Origin of the sequence: uncultured Sphingomonas sp. (assembly GCF_964243315.1) — a bacterium.
Lineage (GTDB): Bacteria > Pseudomonadota > Alphaproteobacteria > Sphingomonadales > Sphingomonadaceae > Sphingomonas.
This window is the reverse complement of record NZ_CAXTEM010000013.1, coordinates 17033-33960: the sequence shown is the minus strand read 5'-3', so window position 1 is coordinate 33960 and position 16928 is coordinate 17033. Positions and strand designations below refer to the sequence as shown.

Genomic DNA, 16928 nt, shown 5'->3' with positions numbered 1-16928 from the left:
GATCGTTACTCCCGGTTGTCGCTGCCGCCGCGGTCGCGGTCGGCCATCTGGGTGCCGGTCGCCGCGAAATAGACCATCTCGGCGACGTTGGTGGCGTGATCGCCGATCCGTTCGAGGTTCTTCGCGACGAACAGCAGGTGCGCGACCTGGCTGATCGTGCGCGGATTCTCGACCATATAGGTGACCAGCGTGCGGAATATGCTGTCGTAGAAATCGTCGAGCGCGGCGTCGCTTTCGCAGACCCGCACCGCGGCCTCCGGATCGCGCGCGGCGAACGCGTCGAGTGCGCTGCGCACCATCGCGCTCGCGATCGAGGCCATTGCGGGCAAGGTCGAGATCGGCTCGATCCGATGTTCGCTCTCGATCAGCGGCACCCGCTTCGCGATGTTCTTGGCATAGTCGCCGATCCGTTCGACCACCGCGGCGATCTTGAGCGCGGCGACGACCTCGCGCAGGTCGACCGCCATGGGCGCCCGCAGCGCGATGATCCGCACGACGAGCCGTTCGACCTCCGCCTCGATCGCGTCGATCGCCTTGTCGTCCGCGCGCACCTTGCGAGCGAGTTCCGGATCGGGGCGCTGCAACGCCTTCATCGCCTGTGCGATTGCATCTTCCGCCAGCCCGCCCATCTGCGAGATGAGCCCGCGGAGCTGGCCGATATCGGCGTCGAAGGCCTTCACGGTGTGTTCCATATTGGTGGTCCTGCTCAGCCGTACCGGCCGGTGATATAGTCCTTGGTGCGTTCCTCGCGCGGATTGGTGAAGATGTCCGAGGTCGCGCCGAATTCGATGAGGGTGCCGAGATGGAAGAACGCGGTGCGCTGGCTGACCCGCGCCGCCTGCTGCATGTTGTGGGTGACGATCACGATCGCGTAGCGGCCCTTCAGCTCGTGGATCAGCTCTTCGATCTTGGCGGTCGCGATCGGATCGAGCGCGCTGCACGGTTCGTCCATCAGGATAACCTCGGGATCGACCGCGATCGCGCGGGCGATGCACAGCCGCTGCTGCTGTCCGCCCGACAAGGCGGTGCCGCTGTCGGTGAGCCGGTCCTTCACCTCGTCCCACAGGCCGGCGCGGCGGAGCGAGCGTTCGACGATGCCGTCGAGATCGCCCTTCGACGCGGCGAGGCCGTGGATGCGCGGGCCATAGGCGACGTTCTCGTAGATCGATTTCGGAAACGGGTTGGGCTTCTGGAACACCATGCCGACCCGCGCGCGCAGCTGCACCACGTCCATCGCGGGCGAATAGATGTCCTCGCCATCGAGGTGGATCTCACCTTCGACACGGGCACTGGCGACGGTGTCGTTCATGCGGTTGAGGGTGCGCAGGAAGGTGGATTTGCCACAGCCCGACGGACCGATGAACGCCACCACCTCGTCCTGGGTGACGTCGATCGACACGTCGTCGATCGCGCGCGTCGCGCCGTAATAGACGCTGACGTTGCGCGCGGTGATCTTGGGGGAGGAGGTCACCAGCGGGTCTCGAATCTGTTGCGGAGATAGATGGCCAGCCCGTTCATCGCGAGCAGGAACACGAGCAGGACGATGATCGCGGCCGAGGTCTTCTCGACGAAGCCGCGGCTGACCTCGTCGGACCACAGGAAGATCTGCACCGGCAGCACCGTCGCGGGATCGTCGAGGCCGCCGGGCGGCGCGGCGATGAAGGCGCGCATGCCGATCATTAGCAGCGGCGCGGTCTCACCCAACGCGCGCGCCATGCCGATGATGGTGCCGGTAAGGATGCCGGGTAGCGCGAGCGGCAGGACGTGGTGGAACACCACCTGCACCGGCGACGCGCCGATGCCGAGCGCGGCATCGCGGATCGAGGGCGGCACCGCCTTGATCGCGTTGCGTCCTGCGATCACGATCACCGGCATCGTCATCAGTGCGAGCGTCAGCCCGCCGACCAATGGCGCGGATCGAGGCAGGTGGAAGGTGCCGAGGAACACCGCCAGCCCGAGCAGGCCGAAGATGATCGAGGGCACCGCGGCGAGGTTGTTGATCGACACCTCGATCAGGTCGGTCCAGCGGTTCCGTGGGGCATATTCCTCGAGATACAGGGCGGAAAGCACCCCGATCGGAAAGGCGAGCGCGAGCGTGACGATCATCGTCAGCAGCGATCCCTTGAACGCGCCCCAGATCCCGACGCGCGTGGCGTCGGTCGAATCCGCGCCGGTGAGGAAGCCCGCGTCGAAGCCCGAGGACAGCAGCCCCCGCACCTTCAGCCGCGCCACCGCCGCCTCCGCCGCGGGATCGCCGTCGTGCTTGGCGGCGATGTCGATCGGGCTCGATGCCGGGACCTCGATCGTCGCGCGGCGATCGAGCAGCGAGGGATCGCGCTTGACCGCGTCGCGCACAACCAGCCACGCGCCGTCGGAGATCATCTCCGCGCCCTCCGGGCCGAGCGCCTCGCCCGCGGCGGCGTCGACCGCGTTCTCCAGTCCCGCACCCGCCAGCGCGAGATCGGCGCCGCGCCCGGCGAGCCGGCTGCGGTCGATCGGCAGCTTCGCCGCGGCGAGATCGATCGGCAGCGCGATCCGGGTCTCGCGGAACCCGCTGGCGCCTTGCAGCAGCATCGACCCGAGCAGGAAGGCGAGAAATCCTGCAGAAAGCCACACTGCCGCGAGCCCCATCAGCTTGAAGCGGCGCTCGGCGGCATAGCGCGCGCGAATCCGCTTTTGCAGCGCCGCGGTGCGCCAGTCGGTAGGTGCGCGAGGAGCCACGGGCCGGGGGCTATTCATAGGCTTCACGGTAGCGTTTGACGACCGAGAGCGCGACGATGTTGAGCAGCAGCGTGACGATGAACAGCGTCAGCCCGAGCGCGAACGCGGCGAGCGTCTTGGGGCTGTCGAACTCCGCCTCGCCGGTCAGTAGGTCGACGATCTGCTTGGTCACGGTCGTGGTGCTCGCGAACGGGTTGGCGGTCAGCGTCGCGACGCCGCTCGCCGCCATCACCACGATCATGGTTTCGCCGATCGCGCGGCTGATCGCGAGCAGGACGCCGCCGACCACGCCCGGCAGTGCGGCGGGGAGCAGAACCTTGCGTATCGTCTCGGATGGGGTCGCGCCCATCGCCAGGCTGCCGTCGCGCATCGACGACGGCACCGCGGCAATCGAGTCGTCGGCCATCGACGAAACGAACGGAATGATCATGATCCCCATCACCAGCCCCGCCGCGAGTGCGCTCTCCGACGACGCCCAGCTGATCCCCAGCCACACGCCGAGATCGCGCACCGCGGGTGCGACCGTCAGCGCCGCGAAATAGCCGTAGACGACGGTCGGCACCCCCGCGAGCACCTCCAGGATCGGCTTCATCCATTTGCGGGTGGCGGGGCGCGCATATTGGGTGAGGTAGATCGCGCTCATCAGCCCGAACGGGATCGCGACGATCATCGCGATCACCGCGCCGATGAAGAACGTCCCCCAGAACAACGGCACCGCGCCGAGGCTGGCGCCTGGATCGCGTGCGTCGATCACCTGCGGGCTCCAATGCGTGCCGAACAGGAAATCGGTTATTGGCACCATCCGGAAGAAGCGCGTCGCCTCGTACAGCAGCGATGCGACGATGCCGACGGTGGTGAGGATCGCGATCAGCGACGCGCCGAGCAGCAGCAGCATGACGAGGCGCTCTACCTGGGTCCGGGCGGAGAAGCTGGGGCGGATGCGGGTGAAGGAGAGCGCGCCGCCGGCGAAGGCGAGCAGCAACGCGACCGCGCTAGCGATCCAGTCATAGCGTTGTTGCGCGGCCGCATAGGCGGGGGCGAGCGTGCGGGCGAGTTCGTGGAAGGCGCCGTAGCTCCGGCCCTGCGCTAGGCTGCGCGCCTCCGACAGGATCGACGCGCGGTCGAAGCCCGGCGGCGGCAACTGCATCGCCGCGGGGGTGCCGAGCACCGCATCGGTGACCAGCGCGGGCGATGTCAGCGACCAGATGCCGAGGAACAGCAGCGGCGGCACGATCGTGCATAGCGCGACGAACCAGCCATGATGCACCGGCAGCGAACTGAACCGCGCGGTGGTGCCGACCCGGAAGGTCGTCGCCCGCATCCGCGCGGAAAGCCAGCCGATCAGCGCGAAGCCGATTACGAGGAAGAAGAGACCGAGGGTGCTCATCTGGAGCGCATCCCCCATTTTCCACCACCCCGGCGGAGGCCGGGGCCCAGGTGGGAAGGCCAGAATAATGAAGCGCCGTCCGTTGTTACGCACGTCTCCCACCTGGGCCCCGGCCTTCGCCGGGGTGGCGGCAGAGAGGGGACGAACTGCGCGCTCATGACAGCGTCACCGGATCGAGCGGCAGTTCGCGCGCGATGATCGCCGCCGATCGTGCACGCACCGCAGTCGGGGCTGCGATCAATCCGCGGCGGACCAGCGGGCCATCCGGCCCCCATGCCGACGCGTACAGCTTCACGAAGTCGCGCAGGCCGGGGATCGCGGTCAGGTGCGCCTTCTTCACGTAGATGTAGAGCGGCCTGGATCCCGGATAGGCGTTGCTCGCGATCGTCGCATAGGTCGGCGCGACGCCGTTGATCCGCACGCCGTTCACTGCGCCGGCATTCTCCTCCAGATAGCTGTAGCCGAACACCCCGATCGCGTTCGGGTTCGACCCCAGTTTCTGGACGATGAGGTTGTCGTTCTCGCCCGCGTCGACATAGGCGCCGTCCTCGCGGATGCGGGTGCACAGCGCCTTGTGCGCGTCCGGGTTCGCGGTCGAGAGCGCCTTGGCGCGCGAGTCGCTCGCCTCGCAACCTGGCGTCAGGATCAGTTCGGTGAGCGCGTCGCGGGTGCCGCTGGTCGCGGGCGGGCCGTAGACCTGGATCGCGGTCGCGGGCAGCGCCGGATTGATGTCGCGCCAGGTCCGCGCGGTATTGGGTTTCCCGCCGGGCGTCGCGGCGAGCGCACGGTAGAGGTCGGCGGGGGTCAGCGACATCGCCGGCCCGCGCTTCGATTCGGCAAAGGCGATGCCGTCGATGCCGATCTGGATTTCGATCACGTCGCGCACGCCGTTGCGCGCGCAGGCGGCGTATTCGACCGCCTTCATGCGCCGCGACGCGTTCTCGATATCGGGATGACCGGCCCCGATCCCGGCGCAGAACAGCTTCATGCCCGCGCCGGTGCCGGTCGATTCGATCACCGGTGCGCGCGCGTCGGCGTTGCTGCCGACGAACTGTTCGGCGACGATCGTGGTGAACGGGTAGACGGTCGACGATCCGACCGCCTTGATCTGGTCGCGCGATCCGGCGCCACCGCCGTTGGCCTGGTCCTGGCACCCCGCCAGCGCCAGCCCGATCACGAGAAGCAGAACGCGCATCGATACCCCGCCGGCGACCACCGGGTCGCTACGCCCGAGCCTGTGTGACATCCGCGTTACCCTTTGATGACACGGCCTCGGCCGCGGGGAGGGTGACCGACACGGTGGTGCCGACCCCGACCCGGCTGGCGATGTCGAGGCGCCCGCGATGCCGCTCCGCGATGTGCTTGACGATCGCGAGGCCAAGGCCGGTGCCGCCGAGCGAGCGGCTGCGCCCGGCATCGACGCGGTAGAAGCGTTCGGTGAGGCGCGGGATATGTTCCGGCGCGATGCCCTCGCTCTCGTCGGCGATCGACAGGCGGATCGTGTTCGGCCGGTCCGCCGCCAGTCTGATCGTCACCGGGGTGCCGCCACGCCCGTATTTCATCGCGTTGCCGATCAGGTTGTGGAGCATCTGCGACAGCTGCGCGCGGTCGCCGACGATGCCGTGGACGCCCGGATCGATCGTGGCGGCGATGTCGCGCGCGCGGTCGCCTGCCACGTCGAGCAGCTCGGCGCGGACGTCGGCGATCAGCACGGCGAGATCGACGATCTCGGCGGGCAGACGGTATTTCTCCGCTTCGATCCGGCTCAGCGAGATCAGGTCCTCGACCAGTCGCTGCATGCGTCGGGCTTCGTCGAACATGACCTTCAGGAACCGGGTGCGGACCGCGGGATCCTCCCCGGCCTCGTCGGTCAGCGTTTCGATGAAGCCGAGGATCGATGCCAGCGGCGTGCGCAGTTCGTGGCTGGCGTTGGCGACGAAATCGACCCGCATCCGCTCCGCTGCATAATTGCCGGTCTGGTCGATGAGGTGGACGATCCGCGCGCCATCGGAGGTGTCGCCGGTGCGCATCTCCCAGCGCTGGTCGGGGGAGCCGAGACCGACCAGCTCGACCGGGCGATCGGAGGCAGGCACGGACGAGGCGAGCCGGTCCGCCGCGGCGGGGTGGCGGATCGCGACGCGGACGTCCTCGCCGACGATGTGGCTGCCGAGCAGGGCGCGCGCGGCGCCGTTGCCGAAGGTCACGGTGCCGGCACGGACCAGCAGCACGGGCTCGACGATCGCGTCGAGCACTTCGCGGACGAGGATGCTGCCGTCGGCATCCTCGGCGGGCGGTGGCGCGGGCCCGTCCTCGCGCGTGCCGATCGCGGCGAGCAGTACCGCGATCGCACCGACCAGCGTGATCGCGGCGCCGTCGATCCGGCCATCGACCAGGAAGACCGCGAGCGCTGCGCCCGCGGCGATGATCATGCCACCCGTCAGGCGTTGGGCGAATCGGGAGGTCATGTTGCCGCCCCTACGCGAATTCGCAGGTCGTCACACCGGGCGTTCGTCCCACCACGGAACTTAACCCATGATTGCTCCTGATAACGCTTTGTGAAAGGGATGTGGCGCAAGGGGCCCGCATGACCGACGAGACGCGATCCGATGGCCCGGGCAAGGGCGGGGGCGAGGCAACGCGCCGGCGCGTGCTGCAGCTCGGCGCGGTCGGTGCGGGCGCGATCGTGTCGATCCGGCCCGCGCTCGCCCAGACCGCGGGATCGGTGATGAACTGCCAGATCGCGGTGCCCGAGGCGGGGCGCGCGGGTAGCTACATCGCCGCCGACGGAACGCTGGTGCCGTCCGGCACGCAGGGCGCGTTCGCGCCGTCGCCGCGGCCGTTCAAGGCGGAAGAGATCAAGCGCGCGCTGAACGGCAGCCAGCTGCCGGGCACGACCTGGGAGAGCAACCGCGCCTATGTGAACTATATCCGCCGCCTGCAACGCGGGCAGGGCGGCTTCACCTGCTTCGCCTCGTTGCAGATGCCGCGCGGCTGACAGCGTGCCGGTGCGGTACGCGGCGCCGCCTGCCGACGCGATCCTGGTGGCCGAGCTCGATGCGTTCACCGCGTTGTTCCACCGCGCATCGGGCATCACCCATTTGCTGGTGAGCCCTGCGCCGGAGATCATCGGCGCGCTATCCGTCGAGCCGCTTTCGCTCGACGCGCTGCTCGCCGCCCTGACGCGCGACTACGACCTTGCCGTTGCCGATCCCGTCGCGCTGGCGGCGCGGGTCGACGAGCTGGTCGCGGCGGGGCTGGTGAGCGTCGCATGAGGCATCAGGTCTCGATCCGCATCGGGCCGGTGGGTTTTCGCATAGGCTCCGATTGGCCGCAGCCGATCGCGGCGCTGCGCGACCTGTATCGCGACTATCCGACGCCGGAGATCGCGGACTTCACCGTGCGCCTGTTCGCAGCCCGTCCGTGGCGGCGCTGGGTCAGGCCGTCGGTGATGATCGGCGGCGACTATATGCTGCCTGAAGCGGCGCCGCTGCCCTTGGCGCAGGGGGTGTTGGCGGCGGAGATGGGGATGAACCTCCAGCTGGCGCTGGGCGGGCGGCGTTATCTGCTGCTCCACGCCTCGGCGGTGGAACGCGATGGGCGCGCGATCCTGATGACCGGCGAGTCCGGCGCGGGCAAGTCGACGCTGGCCACGCTGCTGGGGGCGGCGGGGTGGCGGTTCATGGGGGACGAGTTCGCGCTGGTCGATCCCGCGACGGGCGACGTCCACGCCTTTCCCCGGCTGATCAGCCTGAAGAACGAGGCGATCGCGGCGGCACAAGCGGCGTGGCCGGGCGCGCGGTTCGGCCCGCTGCTGGCGGGGACACCCAAGGGCGACATTCGACACATGGTCCCCGATGCGCGCGCGGTCGCGGCGATGGACGTGCCCGCGCGGCCGGCCGCGATCCTGTTCCCGCGCTTCGGTTTCGAACCCGCGGTCCGCGCGGTGCCGCCGAGCGAGGCGTTCGTGCGGCTGACCCAGGCGTCGACGAACTATGTCGCGCTCGGCGAGACCGGGTTCGCCGCCCTGACCGGGCTGGTGCGCGACGTTCCGTCGATCGCGATCGACTATCCCGACGGCGCGACCGCGATGTCGCAGGTCGAGCAGCTGTGGCGCCAGCTATGAGCGACGCCGCGCTGCTGGTGCGCGCGTTGCGCGATCCGTCGAGCCTGCCGCCGGAGACCGACTGGCTGTCGTTGCTGACGATCGCACGCGCAGAGCAGTTGATCGGAACGCTCGCCCACCGTCTCGCCGGGTTGCCACTGCCGGAAATCGTCGCGGCGACGCTGCACGATGCGCGCGCCTCCGCGGAGGCCGGGCGCCGTGCGGCCTTGTGGGAGGCGGAGATGGCGCGGCGCGTGCTGGCGCCTATCGGTTGCAGGATCGTGCTGTTGAAGGGGACAGCCTTCGTCGCTGCGGGGCTGATGGCGGGGCAGGGGCGGTCGATCGGGGATCTCGACATCCTCGTGCCCCGCGATGCGCTCGGCGCGGCCGAGACGGCTTTGCTGGCGGCGGGGTGGGAGTGGGTGAAGCCGGATCCGTATGACGACGCCTATTACCGCGAGCACATGCATGAGCTGCCGCCGCTGATCCACCGCGAGCGCGATCGGATGATCGACGTCCACCACGCGATCCTGCCGCTGACCGCGCGGATCAGGCCGAACTCGGCGGCGTTGATCGGGAACGCGCAGGCGTTGGCGAACGGGCTGTTCACGCTCGCGCCCGCCGACATGATCGTCCACGCCGCCGCGCATCTGCTCGCCGACGGCGATCTCGCCGGGGGCCTGCGCAACCTTTGGGACATCCACTGCCTAATCGAGGAGTTCGGCAGCGAGGGGCTGGAGGATCGTGCGCGGTTGCACGGGCTCGAGGCGCAGGTGCGGCAGGTCGCGCGACAGGCGCACCGCCTGTTCGGAACTGCGATCCCGACGGAGTGGAGCCGCTGGACGATCGCGGATCGGCTGATCCGGCGGCGGCTGCTGGCGCGCGACGGCTGGGGCAGGCCGACCCGGTCGGCGACGCGGCTCGGCTTCTATGTCCGCTCGCACTGGTTGCGGATGCCGCCGATGATGTTGGCACGGCATCTGTGGGTCAAGGCGCGGCGAGGCGCTCCAGCGTCGGGATCAGCTCGTCATAATGATCGATGATCGCATCGGCGCCGAGTTCGGCGACCGGCTGCATCAGGAAGCCGAAGCTGCACGCGATCACCGGTAGGCCGGCGCGCTGCCCCGCCTGCACGTCGTAGATCGAATCGCCGACGAACGCCGCGGGTCCGCCGCCGGACCGTTCGACCATCGCGTAGATCGGCGCCGGCGAGGGCTTGGCGTTGCCGGGGCCGAGCGTGTCGCCCCCGACGATGGCGGCGAACCGGTCGGTCAGGCCGAGTTCGCCGAGCAGGCGGCGGGCGAGGGCCTCGAGCTTGTTGGTCATGACCGCGACCTTCGCACCCCGCGCGACGATCGCGTCGAGCGCATCGAGGCACCCCGGATACGGCCTGGTCAGTACCGCGATATTGGCCTCGTAATAGGCGAGCAGCTTGGCCTGCAGCTGGTCGAGCATCGCCTCGTCATAGCCGCCGGTCGCGGTGAGGCCCTGCGCGAGCATATGGCGCGATCCGCCGCCGATCATCGGCTTGACCTGCTCGACCGTCAGCGGCGCGCGGCCGGCGGAGGCGAGCGCGTGATTGACCGCGGCGGCCAGGTCGCCGCTGGTGTCGAGCAGGGTGCCATCGAGGTCGAAGCCGACCAGCGCGAATGAAAAATCGGTCATGTTCGGGGCGAGTGCCACCGCCCCTATGGAATTGCCAATCCAATCGTGGCAGTCGGCGCGGATGACGACCCCCTTAGCCGTGATCATCCTCGCTGCCGGCAAGGGCACGCGGATGAAGTCAGACCTGCACAAGGTGCTCCACCCGATCGCGGGTCGACCGATGCTGCTGCATCTGATCGACACGCTCGGCGCGCTGAGCCCCGAACGGATCGTCGTGGTCACGGGTGCCGGACGCGAGCAGGTCGAGCAGGTGGTCGCGCCGATGGGCGTCGAGACGGTGCTTCAGGCCGAGCAGTTCGGCACCGGTCACGCGGTGCGGCAGGCGGAGGCGGCGCTGGCGGGGTTCTCGGGCGATGTCCTGATCCTCTACGGCGACGTACCGCTGGTTGCCGCGGGGACGATGACGCGGATGCTCGCGGTGCTCGATCGCGATCACGCGGCGGCCGCGGTGGTGCTCGGGTTTCGGCCTGCCGATCCTGCCGCTTACGGCCGCATCGTCGCGGATGACGACGGGCGCATCGCGAAGATGGTTGAGTTCAAGGACGCGTCGGACGCGGAGCGCGCGCTGACGCTGTGCAACTCGGGGCTGATGGCGTTGCGGGCGCCCGATTGCTGGCAGCTGCTGGCGCGCGTCGGCAACGACAATGCGGCGGGCGAATATTATCTGCCCGACGTCGTCATGCTCGCGACCGGCGATGGCCGGGTGGCGACGGTGATCGAGACCGGGGCGGGCGAGGTCGCGGGGGTCAACAGCCGCAGCGAACTCGCGGTGCTGGAGGCGACGTGGCAGGCGGCGCGCCGCCGGCAGGCGATGGACGACGGCGCGTCGCTGGTCGCGCCGGACACCGTGTGGTTCGCGCACGACACCGTGATCGGCCGCGACGTGACGATCGGCGCGAACGTCGTGTTCGGGCCGGGCACGACGGTTGCCGACGGGGCGACGATCCACGCCTTCAGCCATATCGAGGGGGCGACGATCGGCCCCAAGGCGGAGGTCGGGCCCTATGCGCGGCTCCGCCCCGGCGCGGTGCTCGGGGCGAAAGCCAAGGTCGGCAACTTCGTCGAGATGAAGAAGGCGGTGCTCGGCGATGGCGCCAAGGCGAGCCACCTGACCTATCTCGGCGATGCCGAGGTCGGTGCGGGCGCCAACATCGGCGCGGGGACGATCACCTGCAATTACGACGGCTATTTCAAATACCGCACGGTGATCGGCGAAGGCGCGTTCATCGGGTCGAACAGCGCGCTGGTGGCACCGGTCGCGATCGGCGCGGGGGCGATCGTCGCCGCGGGGTCGGTCATCACCAAGGACGTCGAGGCCGATGCGCTCGCGCTGGTCCGGCCGCCGCAGACGGCGCGCGCCGGATGGGCGAAGCGCTTCCGCGATACGATGCTCGCCCGCAAGCAGCGCGACTGACCCTAATCACCTCTGACTGACGAGACGTAGAAATGTGTGGAATTGTCGGGATCGTGGGACGCGAGGATGTCGCGGATCGTCTGCTCGACGGGCTCAAGCGGCTCGAATATCGCGGCTATGACTCGGCCGGCATCGCCACCGACGTCGATGGCGCGATCGAGCGCCGGCGTGCGTCGGGCAAGCTCGTCAACCTCGCGCGCGAATTGGCGGCCGATCCGCTGCCCGGCACCACCGGGATCGCGCATACCCGCTGGGCGACCCATGGCGGCCCGACCACCAACAACGCACACCCGCATGCAACCGATCACGTCGCGGTGGTCCACAACGGCATCATCGAGAATTTCAAGCCGCTGCGCGAGGAACTGATCGCGCGCGGCCGGGTGTTCACCAGCGAGACCGACACCGAGGTCGTCGCGCACCTGATCAGCGAGAAGGTCGAGGCGGGGGCCGCGCCCGCCGACGCGGTGCGCGAGGTGCTGCCGCGGCTGCACGGCGCCTTCGCGCTCGCGATCCTGTTCCGCGATTCCCCCGAACTGCTGATCGGTGCGCGGCTCGGATCGCCACTGGTGGTGGGTTACGGCGACGGCGAAACTTATCTGGGGTCGGACGCGCTGGCGCTCGCGCCGCTGACGCAGCGGATCGCCTATCTGGACGAGGGCGATTGGGTGGTCTGCACCCGCGACGGCGCCGAGGTGTTCGATCGCGACGACCGGCCGGTCGAGCGGGCGGTGACGATATCGGGCGTGACCGGCGCGTTGATCGACAAGGGCAATCACCGTCACTTCATGCAGAAGGAGATCTACGAGCAGCCGATCGTCGTCGCCCAGACGCTGCGCTCGTACCTCCAGCGGATGGACGAGCGGATCACGCTGCCGATCCCTGACTTCGACCTGTCGACGATCAAGCGCGTGACGATCGTCGCGTGCGGCACCAGCTTCTATGCGGGGATGGTCGCCAAATACTGGTTCGAACAATTCGCGCGGGTGCCGGTCGATCTCGATGTCGCAAGCGAGTTCCGTTACCGCGCGCCGGTGATGGAGCCGGGCGGGCTCGCGCTGTTCATCTCGCAATCGGGCGAAACCGCGGACACGCTCGCGGCGCTGCGCCACGCGAAGGCCGAGAGCCAGACGATCGCGGTGGTCGTCAACGTGCCGACCAGTTCGATGGCCCGCGAGGCCGATCTGCTGCTGCCGACGCATGCCGGGCCCGAGATCGGGGTGGCTTCGACCAAGGCGTTCACCTGCCAGCTGGCGGTGCTCGCGGCGCTTGCCGCCAATCTCGCCAAGGCCAAGGGTCATCTGAACGAGGCACAGGAACGCGAGATCGTGCGCCACCTGGGCGAGGCGCCCGCCGCGCTGAACGCGGCGCTCGCCTATGACGAGGCGATCGAGGCGATGGCGCACAATGTCGCCAGCGCGCGCGACGTGCTCTATCTCGGGCGTGGGACGGATTACCCGCTGGCGCTGGAAGGCGCGCTGAAGCTGAAGGAGATCAGCTACATCCATGCCGAAGGCTATGCCGCGGGCGAGATGAAGCACGGGCCGATCGCGCTGATCGACGAACATGTGCCCGTGATCGTGATCGCGCCGTCGGGGCCGCTATTCGACAAGACGGTGTCGAACATGCAGGAGGTCCAGGCGCGCGGCGGCAAGGTGGTGCTGATCAGCGATTACGACGGCATCCAGTCCGCGGGCGAGGGGTGCATCGCGACGATCACGATGCCGAAGGTCCACCCGCTGATCGCGCCGCTGGTCTATGCGGTGCCGGTGCAGTTGCTGGCCTACCACGTGGCCGTTCTTAAGGGCACGGATGTGGATCAGCCGCGCAATCTCGCCAAATCGGTGACGGTGGAGTAGCGGGCAATCAGCCGACGATGCGGACGCGGGCGAACAGCATGTAGCTGGTCGGGTTCGATCCGTAGGCGGGCTCGATCGCAGTCGGCAGCGCATATTTGCTGACCAGCCCGCCGAGGTCGAAGGCGAGTGGCCCGACCGGCAGCGAGTGGTAGCCGCCGAGGCTCAGCTTGGAGACGGTGAACACGCGCCCGCCGAGCGCGTCGTCCTCCGCGAACAGCTCGTCCTTGTCGACATTCTCCGCGCGGCCGAACATCGTCCAGCGTCCGAGCTGGATCGCGCTGTCGAACAGGAAGGCGTCGGTGGCGTGGGCGTGATCGCCCCCGGACGGGTCGTTGCGGCCCCAGGCGAGGGTCGTCTGCCAGTTGCGGCGGGTGCCGAGCGGCAGATTATGGGTGATCGACGCGGTCGTGCGGTGGACATCCTCTTCGGGATGCAGTCCTTCGGGACTGTGGAGGAAGCCGTGGCTCACCTGCATCGACAGGTTGGCGGTCGGGTTCCAACTGCCGCGGACCGACCAACTGTCGAAGCGCGGGCGTTCGATGTTCCAGCGTTTCTCGTCGGGTTCGCGGCCGGTGAACAACGAGGTCTCGAGCTTCAGCGTGTCGGTCGCCACGCCGATGGTCGCGACGCCGAAGGTGACATGGGTCGCGTCGAGCCAGTGATGCCCGATCGGCGCCTCGGGACTGGCCATGCCCGAGAAGCGGTGCATGTACGTCGCGGGTCCGAGCGCGGGCTCGCCCGGCAGACCGACATAGACAAAGGCCGACAAGCCCGGCGCAAGCGGACGGCTGTAGGTCGCGGATAGCTCCATGGCCGCGTCGTGGGGATGCTGGCGATCGACCAGTTCGGTGCGGCCGTCCGCGGTCTCGCCGGTCGCGAGCAGCAGCGGGTAGCCGTCCCGGCCCATCAGCGGGTCGAGGCTGCCCATCGCCTTAAGCGTCAACGTGCCGCCGCCGAGGTCGCGCTGGCCAACCGCCATCAACATCGATGCGACGAAGGTCTTGTCGTCACCCCGCGGGCCGCCCTGATCGTCATAGGCGAGGGTGGCGAAGCCGTGGAACATCGTCGACCAGTCACCGAGCCGGCCCATGATCGCCAGCATCGGTGAGCTGTCCGGCTGCCACGCGGTGCCCGACGCGTCGCGGGTCATCGGATAGGGACCAAGCATGCCCTTCATGCTGCTGCCAGCCATGTTCATGCCGGGCATGACGTGACCCATCGCGGCGTGATCCATGGCGGCGTGGTCGATCGGCGCTTCGGTCCGCGTTCCGTGACCCATCGCTTGATGAGGATCCTGGGCCTGGACCGGCGGGTCGGCGGCGGGAGGCGTTCTCATGTCCATGCCCGGCATTGCCTGTGCGCCGGCAATTTGTGGCGTGAGCACGGTCGCGGCGGCGAGAAGCAGGAGGTATCGCATCAGAATTCCGACCAATATTGCGGGCAGCCGACGCTTGAACGGCTCAGGAAGTATCGCCTATAGCCTCCGTACCATAGTCCGGAGTCAACCCCGATGCTCGAACTCACGATCGCGAGGCTTGCAGAGGCCGGGGGCGTTGGGGTCGAGACGGTTCGATATTACCAGCGCAGGGGCCTGATGGCGCAGCCCGATCGGCCGGCGGGGGGCGGGTTCCGGCATTATGGGGAGCGGGATGTCCGAAGGTTGCGCTTCGTCCGCGAAGCGCAGACCGCGGGGTTCAAGCTGGAGGAGATCGCCGAACTGCTCGCGCTGGATGCGACCGATGACCGCGACCGGGTGCGTAAATTGGCGCGGGCTCGGATCGCGACGCTGGATGAGCAGATCGCTGCGCTTCGGGGGGCGCGCGATGCGCTGGAGCGGCTTGCAGACGAATGTGGCTCGGGATCGGCGGGTCCGTGCCCGATATTGGCGGCATTTGACCGTGGGTGATCTACCTCGTCGTGCCCGTGAGGAACGGCGCTACTCATCGACAAAATGCCAACACTGGCGTCAGTCGATGAAGTCCAGATAAGGTACCACGTCGTCGCTGGTTTGCAGGAACAGCGATGCCTGGGTTTCTTCGTCCTGTTGCGCCGCCATCGTGAGAGCTTCCGCCATCGTGCCGTACATCAGCGTCGTCGCGCCGCCGCCTTCCGCCTCGCACAGGTGGTAGAGCCTGACCGATGCCCCATCCGACACGGTCCTCATGACGGCATCTCGAGCGCGTCGCCGCGGCAGAAGCCCTCGACCAGGTGCATCGACTTGCCAAGAAAACTGCGCACTGCGGCGAGGCCCAGCGCGCGCAGCTTCACGCGGTCGCCTTCGATGCCGATGTGCGAGACGCCTTCGAGATGGTTGAGCCAGCGGCCGGTGACCGCGGGATTGCTGTTGCCGATGGTCAGGATCGTGGTGCGATCGACCGACCCGTGCTCGGCATGCGCGACGAACAGGTTGAGCAGGATCTCGAGCGGGTGATCCAGCACGCTGTACGCCTTGAACTGTTCGCGCCGGATCGCGTGGAGGCCAAGGATCAGGATGGCCACGCGGCGGCGGTCGGAATCGGTAATCATGGCCACTTTCGCGTCGGTTCGGCTGCCCCGCCTTGGGCTCGGTTCACGGCGTCCGATAGGAGGCGATACTGATCGCCGTCAACCTGCAAGGTCATGATCCCGGACCTATTCTGCCCGTCTTGCGACGGTCGTGCGGATCATTTCACCAGGTAGGGGATCGAGATGCTGAGCGACGAGGATGCGGCCATGCTGCCCTTGGGGCTGAAGCGCACATGCGTGACCGCACCTTGGCTCGCGAGATTGCCGGCGACCGGGACATAGGCCCAGGTCGCGCCGTTGTCGGACGAGAATTCGACATCGTCCGTGAGGTTTGACGGGGCGACATAAGCGACGGTCAGCGCGGAGGCGGTGCTGCCCTGCTGGGTCTGGACGACCGCACCGGCACCGGTGCCGTCGCCGTCGAGCGCCAGGACGGTGCCCGCGCCGGTCGGCAGCGCGAGACGCAGCGTGTTGAGGTCGAGCGGGACGATGTCCGGATTGACGACGGTGAGCGCGGTCCGGCGACGGCTCTGCGGGATTGCCTTGGGCGCGGTGGTGGCGGAGACCGGGTCCCAGGTGGTGATCGACGAAATCGTCACGGTGGCTGGCTTGGCCGCGACTTCAAGCCGGAAGTTGATCGTCGCTGTCCGACTGTTGCTGTCCTCCGTGCCGATGCAGGCGTTGAGAACGCCGAGCAGCGAGCAGAAGTACCAATCCCACTTGATCGACACGCTACCGGTGTAGATGCCCGGCGCGACTGCCTGGGCGGCGGAAGGCTTCACGTAGATAGGCACGTTGACGGCGCCAGGACCGAACAGGCCGAGCACGTTGAGCACCGTGCCGTTGATGTAGAAGAATGAGGTGCCGGGTACGAGCGGCGCGCTGCCGTTGGCAGTGGCGGACAGACTGTAGCTGATCGTGTCCGCGGTGGTCGTCGAGGTGAGCTTCAACGTCGAGCCAGAAGCGACCGTCGCCTTCAGGTAATTACCGCTGAGCAAGACCACCAGCGGCGCCGTCGGACAGGAGAAGCCGCCGGCCACGCCGACATAGGGCGGCGCGCCGGCCTTCAGCGCCTGGGGCGACTGGCTGCCGAGGTCGCCGCTGGTGGCGACCGCGACACCGCACGCCGCCTGCGCGCTGCCCGCGACGAGGAGGCCGGCCAGCAGCATGAGGCCGCGCCAAGCGTTGATGAAACCCCGGCCTCGCGTCACCCCAGCCCCTCTTGTCGCCCGTGAGCGTTCCGGATGCGCGTGCAGGTTTAAGCAAAGGCTAAGGAAC

At 68.4% G+C, this 16928-nt stretch carries 18 protein-coding genes; 7 read left to right on the top strand and 11 right to left on the bottom strand.

The annotated features are described in order from the left end of the window. Positions 1-5: 5 nt before the first annotated feature. The 6 genes from phoU to ACFE77_RS06370 all read right to left on the bottom strand — a co-directional run bounded on the left by phoU (position 6) and on the right by ACFE77_RS06370 (position 6573). Complete coding sequence (gene phoU, locus ACFE77_RS06395; protein WP_375420795.1) at positions 6-692, bottom strand: phosphate signaling complex protein PhoU; 687 nt, start codon at positions 690-692, stop codon at positions 6-8. A 14-nt stretch (positions 693-706) separates the two neighbouring features. Further along, positions 707-1474, bottom strand: coding sequence for a phosphate ABC transporter ATP-binding protein PstB (gene pstB / locus ACFE77_RS06390; RefSeq protein WP_375420829.1), 768 nt, complete (start codon positions 1472-1474; stop codon positions 707-709). Then, positions 1468-2739 (bottom strand): phosphate ABC transporter permease PstA, encoded by a 1272-nt coding sequence (pstA, locus tag ACFE77_RS06385; protein WP_375420794.1) that lies wholly within the window; start codon positions 2737-2739, stop codon positions 1468-1470. The genes pstB and pstA overlap by 7 nt, the downstream gene beginning before the upstream one ends. Then, positions 2732-4108 carry a phosphate ABC transporter permease subunit PstC gene (gene pstC / locus ACFE77_RS06380; protein ID WP_375420793.1) on the bottom strand — a complete coding sequence of 459 codons (1377 nt, stop codon included), beginning with the start codon at positions 4106-4108 and terminating at the stop codon, positions 2732-2734. The genes pstA and pstC overlap by 8 nt, the downstream gene beginning before the upstream one ends. Positions 4109-4262: 154 nt before the next feature. Then, the gene (locus ACFE77_RS06375; protein WP_375420828.1) at positions 4263-5303 is read right to left on the bottom strand and encodes a substrate-binding domain-containing protein; all 1041 of its coding nucleotides are present in this window, start codon (positions 5301-5303) and stop codon (positions 4263-4265) included. A 28-nt stretch (positions 5304-5331) separates the two neighbouring features. Beyond that, positions 5332-6573 carry an ATP-binding protein gene (locus tag ACFE77_RS06370; protein WP_375420792.1) on the bottom strand — a complete coding sequence of 414 codons (1242 nt, stop codon included), beginning with the start codon at positions 6571-6573 and terminating at the stop codon, positions 5332-5334. 119 nt (positions 6574-6692) lie between these two features. Between ACFE77_RS06370 and ACFE77_RS06365 the strand changes: the two genes are divergently transcribed. Genes ACFE77_RS06365 through ACFE77_RS06350 form a run of 4 tightly spaced genes read left to right on the top strand, consistent with a single transcriptional unit; the run spans position 6693 to position 9253 of the window. After that, positions 6693-7103 (top strand): hypothetical protein, encoded by a 411-nt coding sequence (locus ACFE77_RS06365; protein WP_375420791.1) that lies wholly within the window; start codon positions 6693-6695, stop codon positions 7101-7103. Positions 7104-7107: 4 nt separating this feature from the next. Beyond that, the gene (locus tag ACFE77_RS06360; protein WP_375420790.1) at positions 7108-7380 is read left to right on the top strand and encodes an HPr-rel-A system PqqD family peptide chaperone; all 273 of its coding nucleotides are present in this window, start codon (positions 7108-7110) and stop codon (positions 7378-7380) included. After that, positions 7377-8231 carry an HprK-related kinase A gene (locus ACFE77_RS06355; protein ID WP_375420789.1) on the top strand — a complete coding sequence of 285 codons (855 nt, stop codon included), beginning with the start codon at positions 7377-7379 and terminating at the stop codon, positions 8229-8231. Before ACFE77_RS06360 ends, ACFE77_RS06355 begins: the two co-directional genes overlap by 4 nt. Then, the gene (locus ACFE77_RS06350; RefSeq protein ID WP_375420788.1) at positions 8228-9253 is read left to right on the top strand and encodes a nucleotidyltransferase family protein; all 1026 of its coding nucleotides are present in this window, start codon (positions 8228-8230) and stop codon (positions 9251-9253) included. Before ACFE77_RS06355 ends, ACFE77_RS06350 begins: the two co-directional genes overlap by 4 nt. Here ACFE77_RS06350 and ACFE77_RS06345 read toward each other — a convergent pair. After that, on the bottom strand, positions 9198-9875 hold the full coding sequence (locus ACFE77_RS06345) for an HAD-IA family hydrolase (protein WP_375420827.1): 678 nt from the start codon (positions 9873-9875) through the stop codon (positions 9198-9200). The genes ACFE77_RS06350 and ACFE77_RS06345 overlap by 56 nt on opposite strands. 61 nt (positions 9876-9936) lie before the next feature. Here ACFE77_RS06345 and glmU point away from each other — a divergent pair, with 61 nt between their 5' ends. Together glmU and glmS are read left to right on the top strand one after the other, a co-directional pair. After that, positions 9937-11289 (top strand): bifunctional UDP-N-acetylglucosamine diphosphorylase/glucosamine-1-phosphate N-acetyltransferase GlmU, encoded by a 1353-nt coding sequence (gene glmU, locus ACFE77_RS06340; RefSeq protein ID WP_375420787.1) that lies wholly within the window; start codon positions 9937-9939, stop codon positions 11287-11289. A 32-nt stretch (positions 11290-11321) separates the two neighbouring features. Next, complete coding sequence (gene glmS, locus ACFE77_RS06335; protein ID WP_375420786.1) at positions 11322-13145, top strand: glutamine--fructose-6-phosphate transaminase (isomerizing); 1824 nt, start codon at positions 11322-11324, stop codon at positions 13143-13145. A 7-nt stretch (positions 13146-13152) separates the two neighbouring features. Here glmS and ACFE77_RS06330 read toward each other — a convergent pair whose 3' ends face one another. After that, positions 13153-14562, bottom strand: a complete 1410-nt coding sequence (locus tag ACFE77_RS06330) for a hypothetical protein (protein WP_375420785.1) — start codon at positions 14560-14562, stop codon at positions 13153-13155. A 93-nt stretch (positions 14563-14655) separates the two neighbouring features. Between ACFE77_RS06330 and ACFE77_RS06325 the strand changes: the two genes are divergently transcribed. Further along, a complete protein-coding gene (locus ACFE77_RS06325) occupies positions 14656-15051 on the top strand; it encodes a MerR family transcriptional regulator (RefSeq protein WP_375420784.1) in 396 nt (131 codons plus the stop codon). A gap of 60 nt (positions 15052-15111) precedes the next feature. On the opposite strand, the gene ACFE77_RS06320 is transcribed toward ACFE77_RS06325, so the two are convergent. From ACFE77_RS06320 to ACFE77_RS06310, 3 genes are all read right to left on the bottom strand, one after another. Beyond that, positions 15112-15309 (bottom strand): hypothetical protein, encoded by a 198-nt coding sequence (locus ACFE77_RS06320; protein ID WP_375420783.1) that lies wholly within the window; start codon positions 15307-15309, stop codon positions 15112-15114. Next, the gene (locus tag ACFE77_RS06315; protein ID WP_375420782.1) at positions 15306-15671 is read right to left on the bottom strand and encodes a hypothetical protein; all 366 of its coding nucleotides are present in this window, start codon (positions 15669-15671) and stop codon (positions 15306-15308) included. The genes ACFE77_RS06320 and ACFE77_RS06315 overlap by 4 nt, the downstream gene beginning before the upstream one ends. 137 nt (positions 15672-15808) lie before the next feature. Beyond that, entirely contained in the window at positions 15809-16819 is a 1011-nt protein-coding gene (locus ACFE77_RS06310) for a spore coat protein U domain-containing protein (protein WP_375420781.1), read from the bottom strand. Positions 16820-16928 lie beyond the last annotated feature (109 nt).

Coding starts and splice junctions, on each gene's coding strand:
- phoU (WP_375420795.1), bottom strand. CDS start 692: ATGGAACACACCGTGAAGGCCTTCGACGCCGATATCGGCCAGCTCCGC.
- pstA (WP_375420794.1), bottom strand. CDS start 2,739: ATGAATAGCCCCCGGCCCGTGGCTCCTCGCGCACCTACCGACTGGCGC.
- pstC (WP_375420793.1), bottom strand. CDS start 4,108: ATGAGCACCCTCGGTCTCTTCTTCCTCGTAATCGGCTTCGCGCTGATC.
- ACFE77_RS06375 (WP_375420828.1), bottom strand. CDS start 5,303: ATGCGCGTTCTGCTTCTCGTGATCGGGCTGGCGCTGGCGGGGTGCCAG.
- ACFE77_RS06370 (WP_375420792.1), bottom strand. CDS start 6,573: ATGACCTCCCGATTCGCCCAACGCCTGACGGGTGGCATGATCATCGCC.
- ACFE77_RS06365 (WP_375420791.1), top strand. CDS start 6,693: ATGACCGACGAGACGCGATCCGATGGCCCGGGCAAGGGCGGGGGCGAG.
- ACFE77_RS06355 (WP_375420789.1), top strand. CDS start 7,377: ATGAGGCATCAGGTCTCGATCCGCATCGGGCCGGTGGGTTTTCGCATA.
- ACFE77_RS06350 (WP_375420788.1), top strand. CDS start 8,228: ATGAGCGACGCCGCGCTGCTGGTGCGCGCGTTGCGCGATCCGTCGAGC.
- ACFE77_RS06345 (WP_375420827.1), bottom strand. CDS start 9,875: ATGACCGATTTTTCATTCGCGCTGGTCGGCTTCGACCTCGATGGCACC.
- glmU (WP_375420787.1), top strand. CDS start 9,937: ATGACGACCCCCTTAGCCGTGATCATCCTCGCTGCCGGCAAGGGCACG.
- glmS (WP_375420786.1), top strand. CDS start 11,322: ATGTGTGGAATTGTCGGGATCGTGGGACGCGAGGATGTCGCGGATCGT.
- ACFE77_RS06330 (WP_375420785.1), bottom strand. CDS start 14,562: ATGCGATACCTCCTGCTTCTCGCCGCCGCGACCGTGCTCACGCCACAA.
- ACFE77_RS06325 (WP_375420784.1), top strand. CDS start 14,656: ATGCTCGAACTCACGATCGCGAGGCTTGCAGAGGCCGGGGGCGTTGGG.
- ACFE77_RS06320 (WP_375420783.1), bottom strand. CDS start 15,309: ATGAGGACCGTGTCGGATGGGGCATCGGTCAGGCTCTACCACCTGTGC.
- ACFE77_RS06315 (WP_375420782.1), bottom strand. CDS start 15,671: ATGATTACCGATTCCGACCGCCGCCGCGTGGCCATCCTGATCCTTGGC.
- ACFE77_RS06310 (WP_375420781.1), bottom strand. CDS start 16,819: ATGCTGCTGGCCGGCCTCCTCGTCGCGGGCAGCGCGCAGGCGGCGTGC.